The sequence below is a fragment of the Acinetobacter sp. YH12045 genome, from assembly GCF_013419925.1.
Classification (GTDB): Bacteria; Pseudomonadota; Gammaproteobacteria; order Pseudomonadales; family Moraxellaceae; genus Acinetobacter; species Acinetobacter amyesii.
The window spans coordinates 21728-29815 of the sequence record NZ_VOZE01000022.1; the positions used below are offsets into that span (position 1 = coordinate 21728).

The 8088-nt window shown below is 41.7% G+C and carries 5 protein-coding genes and 1 pseudogene; 5 read left to right on the forward strand and 1 reads right to left on the reverse strand.

Annotated features, from left to right (window positions below; genetic code table 11):
• Positions 1–110 precede the first annotated feature (110 nt).
• Positions 111–347 (reverse strand): annotated as a pseudogene (locus FTU02_RS15750) (hypothetical protein); the annotation flags it as partial.
• Positions 348–636: 289 nt separating this feature from the next.
• Here FTU02_RS15750 and FTU02_RS15755 point away from each other — a divergent pair.
• The 5 genes from FTU02_RS15755 (at position 637) to FTU02_RS15775 (ending at position 7774) form a co-directional block, all read left to right on the forward strand.
• Positions 637–1053: a cation efflux protein, CzcI-like gene (locus FTU02_RS15755; RefSeq protein ID WP_227591103.1), complete on the forward strand. Its 417-nt coding sequence runs from the start codon at positions 637–639 to the stop codon at positions 1051–1053.
• Positions 1054–1101: 48 nt separating this feature from the next.
• Positions 1102–2427, forward strand: coding sequence for a TolC family protein (locus FTU02_RS15760; RefSeq protein WP_035269736.1), 1326 nt, complete (start codon positions 1102–1104; stop codon positions 2425–2427).
• A 1-nt stretch (position 2428) separates the two neighbouring features.
• Positions 2429–3658, forward strand: a complete 1230-nt coding sequence (locus tag FTU02_RS15765; RefSeq protein WP_016658777.1) for an efflux RND transporter periplasmic adaptor subunit — start codon at positions 2429–2431, stop codon at positions 3656–3658.
• Positions 3648–6788 carry an efflux RND transporter permease subunit gene (locus FTU02_RS15770; protein WP_179994455.1) on the forward strand — a complete coding sequence of 1047 codons (3141 nt, stop codon included), beginning with the start codon at positions 3648–3650 and terminating at the stop codon, positions 6786–6788. Before FTU02_RS15765 ends, FTU02_RS15770 begins: the two co-directional genes overlap by 11 nt.
• Before the next feature lie 86 nt (positions 6789–6874).
• Complete coding sequence (locus FTU02_RS15775; protein WP_005028603.1) at positions 6875–7774, forward strand: cation diffusion facilitator family transporter; 900 nt, start codon at positions 6875–6877, stop codon at positions 7772–7774.
• The last annotated feature ends 314 nt before the right edge of the window (positions 7775–8088 follow it).

The following is an 8088-nucleotide window of genomic DNA, read 5'->3' on the forward strand; positions in this document are numbered from 1 at the left end:
TGGAAGAGTTACAGTAGATTGTTTTAAATTCAGTTTCTCAAGTTAAACACCATGTTGTAAAAGCATAATACTGCCTCTTTTAAAGAGCTAGTATTTTAGGGGGGATTACCCTTCATTTTTTTTTGATCAGATATCTGTTGTACTTTGACAGGATTTTGTTGATCTAAATATTTTTGATACCAAACACGCAATGTTTCAGGAGTACAACCGATTTTAGGATCAATAGCTGTGATTGCTGCCCAAGTAGAAGGATAATCTTTTTCAGATTCAATCAATAATTGAACCGCTCTTTCTCTGATTTCAGGGGGCAATTTTACTTTGCCATTTGTAAGGTAAAAGGGGTCAATTTTAGAATGCCGTTGACAATGTATCGCCTTTTGAGTTTGAAGCAATGTACAATGATAAGATTAACCCGTTAGGTCAGGTGGCCTAACTTAAATAAAAAGTCTCCGACAAACCCGGTACGGTTCACTATCTATTGTTATTCTTACCTGAAATTGATGTGAGCTTATAGAGACAAGGTAAATTTGCAAAAGTGCCGGCTATTCAGTGTTCATTGAATGTTTAATTTAATTTATTAAGCTTGACCTTGGAGTGGCTCTAAGCCTTATACTTGGTACAAATTTTTCGATTGTTATGATGATGCGTTCTACTACATGGATTACAGTCTTGGTTGGATTGTTCATGTTCCAAAGCTTTTGGAATGTGGCGGCGGCCTTTTGTGTCCATGAACAACAGCCTCAATCACAGCAGAGTTATCATTTTGGTCATCACCAAAATACCTTGTGTGCCAGCGATAGTCGTCAACACGATCATAATGGACAGTCAGAAAACATAAAAACATTCAGTAGCGATTTAGAAATCGGTGAAGATCATCAAGATCATCTACCATCGATGACGCATTTGATTGTACAAAATGAAAAAGTAGATGTGTTTCATCCAAGCTCTGAAGTTAAAGTGAATCCACAATTTCATTGGAAAAACAGCTATCAGGCTCCTGACCTGTTTCAACAAAGCCCACCTCCCGAATTTTCCCCGCTCATGGTGGGGTAGCCTAAAACATTCCCACCACTTTTATTATTTAAATAAGTGGGAAAAATCATGTCTTCACAATCAATTATACTCTTGCGTCATAGCTTGGTTGCTTGTATATGTGCAGCGGCTATGCAATATAGCTATGCTGAAAACGTTACCAGCTTTGAATCCGCTTTAGCAAAAGTACAAAGTTACCAGACTCAAGACAAGCTGTGGCAACAAGTTCAGCAAATATCTGAATTGAATATTCAGCAAAGTCGGTTATGGCAGAATCCAAGTATAAGTTTAGAACAGTCTGGCTTTGGCTCAGGTCAAGAACAGGAATTCAATGTTGGCGTTAGTCAACCTCTAGATCTATTTGGTCAGCGTAAGCTGAACCGGGTGATTGCCAATACCTCGAATCAACAAATCCAATTGCAACAGCAATTATGGAAGGCACAAAGCCAACTGATTGTTAAATTTGCATGGTCGCAATTTGCACTTGCTGAGGTTGAGCAGTCTGCTTATTCAGTACAGTTAAAAACAAGTAAAGCCAATCTGGACAGTGCCCAGAAACGCTATCAGGCAGGCAGTATTGCCCTGGTTGATTTTGAGCGTACCCAAATTGAAGCGCTAGAAATCCAACGACTTTATCAGCAAGCGATGCTGAATAAACAAGCTGCCGGTCGTCAGCTGTCTAATTTGTGGGGGGGAGAAACATCTTCACATCTTCAATTGAATAAAACCGCTATCCCTTGGCCAGAGCAAAGTCTCCAAACTGTGCAACGGTATATTGCTGAAGGGTGGCTAGAAAAATTCTATGCCTTGAACATTCAGCAATCGGATCATCAAATTGAAAATTTAAGAATTCAGGCACGTCCCAATCCGACTTTAAATGTAGGCATGAAACGTAGCAAAACCCCTAATGAAAGCAACGATACGACTTTGGCAATCGGCGTGGCTATTCCACTGAATATTTTTAACCGCCAGCAATATGCGATCCCGATGGTCCAGCAACAGCAAATATTGCTGAACCAACAGCAGCAGCGTGAGCTGAAGCAACAAATACTCAATATTGCCAACAGCATGCATCAGCTCAAAGGTTTACGTAGCCAGTTCGATGCCACAACAGCACAAGTTACTTTGGCGACCAAAGTTCAGAGCCGTACTTTACAAGGGTTTCAGGCAGGGAAACTGTCCATTACCGACGTTCAGCAAGCAACCACCCAACTGCAGAATCTTCGATTGGGTCAATTACAAATTCTACGTCAAGCTTGGCAAACTGCCCTCGCAGCTGAGGCACTCAGTATTGGCACAAGTTATGAAGAAATTAGCCGTTCGGATGCCTATACACAACTGAATAAAAAGGCAGTCGAAGCATCGCAAAATTTAATCAATGGGGGAGCACGATAAAATGAACGCCAAGCAAAACGGAAAAATATCCCAGTCTCTCATGATTGCAATTTTGATTCTGATTACGGTCTTGGTCAGTCTGGTTATTTGGTTAAGTTCAAAAAAAACTGAATCTGAGGGGCATGGTCATGATGAGGGAAATGCCGAACATTCTGATGAAGATAGTTCTGAAGAAGGACATGCTGAAGAAGGCGAAATACAACTGACCAGCCAACAAATGGTTGAACAAGGTTTAAAAGTTGCTGTTGCATCCACAGGATTGGTTGAAAAGCTGACAACCCTGCCAGGTAAATTGGTGGTGAATACCGATCAACAAGCGCATATATCGCCTAATTTTAGTGGTCATGTCGAGCAGGTCAATGTGGCTTTAGGACAGAGCGTGCAAAAAGGACAAACGCTGGCTGTACTAATCGTGCCTGAACTGATCGACCAACAGGCAAATCTGCGTATGGCACAGGTGAATCTGGATTTGGCCCGTAAAGATTACCAGCGCGAACAGCAACTCTGGTCACAGGGGATTTCTGCCAAACAGGATTACCAGCGTGCCGAAAATGCCTACCGTCAAGCGCAGATTACTGTCCAGTCCTCACAAGCACGTTTAAATGCATTAGGTGCAAGTGGCAATAACAATGGGCGTTTTCTGATTAAAGCACCGATCTCTGGGGTGATCAGTCAAAAAGATATTGTGGTCGGTGAAAATGTGCAACTGGCTAATCAGCTCTTTGTCATTGAACAGCTGAAAGATTTATGGCTTGAGTTTAATTTGCCGAATCAATTCTCAGGTCAACTGCAAGCCGGGCAAAAAATTGACTTTAAAGTGAATGATTCAGATCAAATCTATAAAGCTACTGTACAAAGCTTAACCTCTCAGGCAGATGTACAAACAGGGCGTCTGGTGGTGCGCGCAAAACTCGATGCGCAAGCTACTGAGTTGCGTTCTAATGTGTTAGTGAGAGTGTTGATTCCGGAAGCTACAGCAAAATCAGCCCTTCGGATTCAAAAGTCTGCGCTGCAAAGTATTGAAGGTGAAGACAGTATTTTCATCGTAGATTCAGAACAAAAAGGTCAAGTCCACTTAAAAGCACAGAAAGTGCAATTGGGGCAGGCTTCAAGTGATGGACAATGGCTTGAAGTGATTTCTGGGCTGACTGAAGGGCAGAAGTATATCGCTCAAGGCAGTTTCTTGTTGAAATCTGAATTAGAAAAAGACGAGGCAGGCCATGAACATTAATTCTGATCTGCCAAAACCAGAAGGTTTATTCGAACGAATCATTCAGTTTTCCATACAAAATGCGATTTGGGTGTTGCTCTTTGTCTGTACCTGGATTGCGGTCGGGGTGTATAGCTATCAGAAACTCCCGATTGATGCTGTACCCGATATTACCAATACCCAAGTCCAGATTAATACTCAAGCCAAGGGTTTTACTGCGCTTGAAGTCGAACAGCGGATTACCTATCCCATTGAAAATGCCATGGCTGGCATTCCGGATCTGGAGCTTACCCGTTCCATATCCCGTTATGGACTCTCTCAAGTCACCATTGTCTTTAAAGATGGGACTGATATTTATTGGGCCCGTCAGCAGATTAACCAACGGATACAGGAGGCGCAATCTGAGTTGCCTGCACAAATCGCACCGACGATGTCCCCCGTTTCTACGGGTCTCGGTGAGATTTATCAATGGGTACTGAAGGCAGATCCGAATGCGAAAAAGCCGGATGGAACTGCATACACGCCGATGGATTTACGTGAGATTCAGGACTGGATTGTGCGTCCTCAACTGCAACGTGTTAAGGGAGTTGCAGAGGTCAACAGTATTGGTGGTTTTGAAAAAACCTATGTGGTCTCTCCCGATTTAAACCGGATGCAGCAACTGAATATCTCATTAGAACAACTGCAACAGGCTTTAGCGCAAAATAATGAGAACCGAGGTGCAGGTTATATTGAAGACAATGGTCAGCAACTGACGGTACGTGTACCGGGTACATTCAATGGGCTTTCTGATATTGAGAACACCATGCTGGGTAGCCCAAATGGCAGCCCAATTCGGGTTGGTGATATTGCGCAAGTCTCTATTGGGCATGATTTAAGAACCGGTGGGGCAACCTATAACGGCAAAGAAACCGTTTTAGGGATTGCCATGATGGCGATGGGGGGAAATAGCCGGACTGTTTCTAAAGCTGTGGATGCCAAGCTTCAAGATATTCAGAATAGTTTGCCTAAAGGGGTAGTGATTGAAACGGTGTACGACCGTACTACCTTGGTTGAGAAGGCGATTAAAACCGTTCAGAAAAACTTGGTAGAGGGAGCAATCCTGGTCATCATCATTCTGTTCCTGTTTTTAGGGAATATCCGTGCTGCCTTGATTACTGCCTGTGTCATTCCACTCTCTATGCTGTTTACCTTAACCGGGATGGCACAGAAAAATATCAGTGCCAATCTGATGAGTTTAGGTGCACTCGATTTCGGCATCATTGTCGATGGTGCTGTGGTGATTGTCGAAAACTGTATCCGGCGTTTAGCCCATACACAGCAACTGTTAAAACGACCTCTCACACAAAGTGAACGCTTTAAGGAAGTTTTTCTGGCTGCCCGCCAAGCACGTCGTCCTCTTATTTTTGGTCAGCTTATTATTTTGGTGGTGTATTTGCCGATTTTTGCTTTAAGTGGTGTGGAAGCAAAAATGTTCCATCCGATGGCATTGACAGTGGTACTCGCCCTTGTTGCAGCCATTATTTTATCGATCACCTTTGTGCCTGCTGCTGTGGCATTGTGGGTCAAAGGCGATATTCAAGAAAAAGAAAGTCGTTGGATGTTATGGCTAAAAGCTAAATATCAGCAAACTCTTGATATTTCGTATCAATACAAAGCAGTTGTGCTGACTTTTGCACTGTGTGTATTAGTGATTACGGGATTTATCAGTACCAAACTCGGCAGTGAATTTGCACCACAGCTCAGTGAAGGAGACTTTGCGGTACAACAGTTACGTTCACCAAGTACAGGCTTAGAAGAGTCTTTACGTATTCAGGAGAATACTGAAAAACTTCTTTTAAAGAGTTTCCCTGAAATTAAGGCAGTATTTGCCAGAACGGGTACAGCCGAGGTTGCAACAGATGTCATGCCACCCAATATTTCAGATGGCTATATCATGTTAAAGCCTCGTTCAGAATGGCCAAATCCTAAAGAAAGTTTAGATGAATTACGTGGCCGTATGGTGACGTATTTAGCCACGATTCCAGGCAATAATAGTGAATTTTCACAACCGATTGAACTCCGATTTAATGAATTGATCTCAGGTGTGCGTAGTGATGTTGGTGTGAAAATCTTCGGTGATGATATGAATGTCCTCAATACTGAGGCGACTAAAATCTCCAAAATCATTCAGCAAATATCGGGTAGCAGTGCCGTGAAAGTTGAGCAGACCTCAGGTTTGCCATTACTGAATGTCGAGGTAAATAAAACTTTGGCTGCACAATATGGTTTGAGTGTGCGTTCAATTCAAGACCTTGTGGCAACCAGTATTGGTGGACAAAGCGTGGGAGAGATTTTAGAAGGCGATCGTCGTTTTGATTTTGTTATCCGTCTTGGAGAGCAAGACCGTAGTGTCGCATCTGTTTCCCAGTTACCTATTCAGCTTCCAAATGGTGGCAGTATTTTATTGTCGGATGTCGCGCAAGTCTCGACCATTGAAGGAATCAACCAAGTCAGTCGAGAAAATGGTAAACGCCGAGTTGTGGTTACAACGAATGTTGAAGGGCGTGATTTAGGGTCTTTTGTTTCTGATGTACAGACACAGCTCAAAGCATACACTTTGCCAAGTGGTTATTGGATAGAATATGGCGGTCAGTTTGAAAATTTGGCTTCAGCCAAAGCACGGATGCAAATCGTGATTCCACTGGCTTTAATCACTATCTTTATTTTACTGATGGCGGTCTTTCACAATGTCAAAGAAAGTCTATTGGTCTTTACCGGGGTACCCTTTGCCTTGACCGGTGGTGTGCTGTTCCTTTGGCTAAGGGATATTCCATTATCGATGTCAGCTGGAATTGGCTTTATTGCCTTATCTGGTGTTGCAGTCCTCAATGGACTGGTAATGCTGACCTTTATTAAGGAATTAAGGGACAAATATCCAGTGCATAAAGCCGTGTGGCAAGGGGCTATTTTGCGCTTAAGACCAGTGTTGATGACAGCTTGTGTGGCTTCACTGGGTTTTGTACCAATGGCGCTGGCAACCGGAACAGGGGCTGAGGTTCAACGGCCACTGGCAACCGTAGTGATTGGCGGGATTATCTCTTCAACATTACTAACTTTGGTGCTGTTACCCGTGCTTTATCGTTGGATAAATGAAAAGAAAGTTTCTTAATCCAATAGATTAGTCGATTTACAGCAGAGATATTGGCTGTTATCCAATATCTCTGCTCATCATAAATAGAATAAGGAAAATATTTTATGTCAGAACATCATGATCATAGCCATGCGGTTGTTACTGAAGAAAATAGTAAGAAGTTAATGGTTGCCTTAGGTTTAACGACTACTTTTTTAATAGTAGAAGTTGTCGCTGCTTTTATTACCCAAAGTTTGGCTTTGTTATCTGATGCAGCTCATATGTTTACTGATGTAGCCGCTTTAGCTATTGCTCTTGCCGCTATCAAAATTGGTAAAAAAGCCGCAGATGATAAAAGAACTTTTGGCTATCAGCGATTTGAAATTTTAGCGGCTCTGTTTAATGCGGTGATGCTTTTTGTGGTAGCAATATATATTGTATATGAAGCTTATCAACGTTTTACGAATCCTGCTGAAATTCAAAGTGTTGGAATGATGATTGTCGCGGTCATTGGTTTGGTCATAAATTTGATTTCAATGAAAATCCTTTCTGCTAGTGCTGAAGGAAGTCTAAATATAAAAGGTGCATATTTAGAAGTTCTTAGTGATGCTCTAGGATCGATAGGCGTGATTATCGGAGGAATAGTTATTTATTTTACCCAGTGGATGTGGGTTGATACCGTAATCGCTGTGTTAATTGGCTTCTGGGTCTTACCTCGAACTTGGATTTTATTAAAACAAAGTATTCATATTCTGCTTGAAGGAGTTCCTGATGAGATTGATATTGAGTCGTTAAGAAATGATTTATTGAAGCTAGAGGGCGTTGAAGGGATTCATCAGTTGAAAGTCTGGGCTATATCCTCAAGAAATATTCATTTAACTGCTCATTTGGTTGCTCCGAATAGCAATACAGATCAACTCTATCAAAAGGCCTTAGAAGTTCTAAAACATAATCATAATATTACTGAAATTACGTTACAAATAGAAAATACGAAATGTAATACATTGAACCAACATAAACACTAATTTGGACTTTAGTCTTCATATAGATGTTTTGTGTAACTTTAAAGTATACCCTAAAGTTACAATCTGAAAGTTCATGAAATTATGTATCATTTAAATGATTTTTAATCATAAGTAACATGTAACTTTAGTGTTAAAGAATTATAATTTACGAAATTTTTCATTTTTATCCAATTGGGGCGTGAAAAAGGGCACTGTTGCAAATAGTCGGTGGTGATAAACTTATCATCCCCTTTTGCTGATGGAGCTGCACATGAACCCATTCAAAGGCCGGCATTTTCAGCGTGACATCATTCTGTGGGCCGTACGCTGGTACT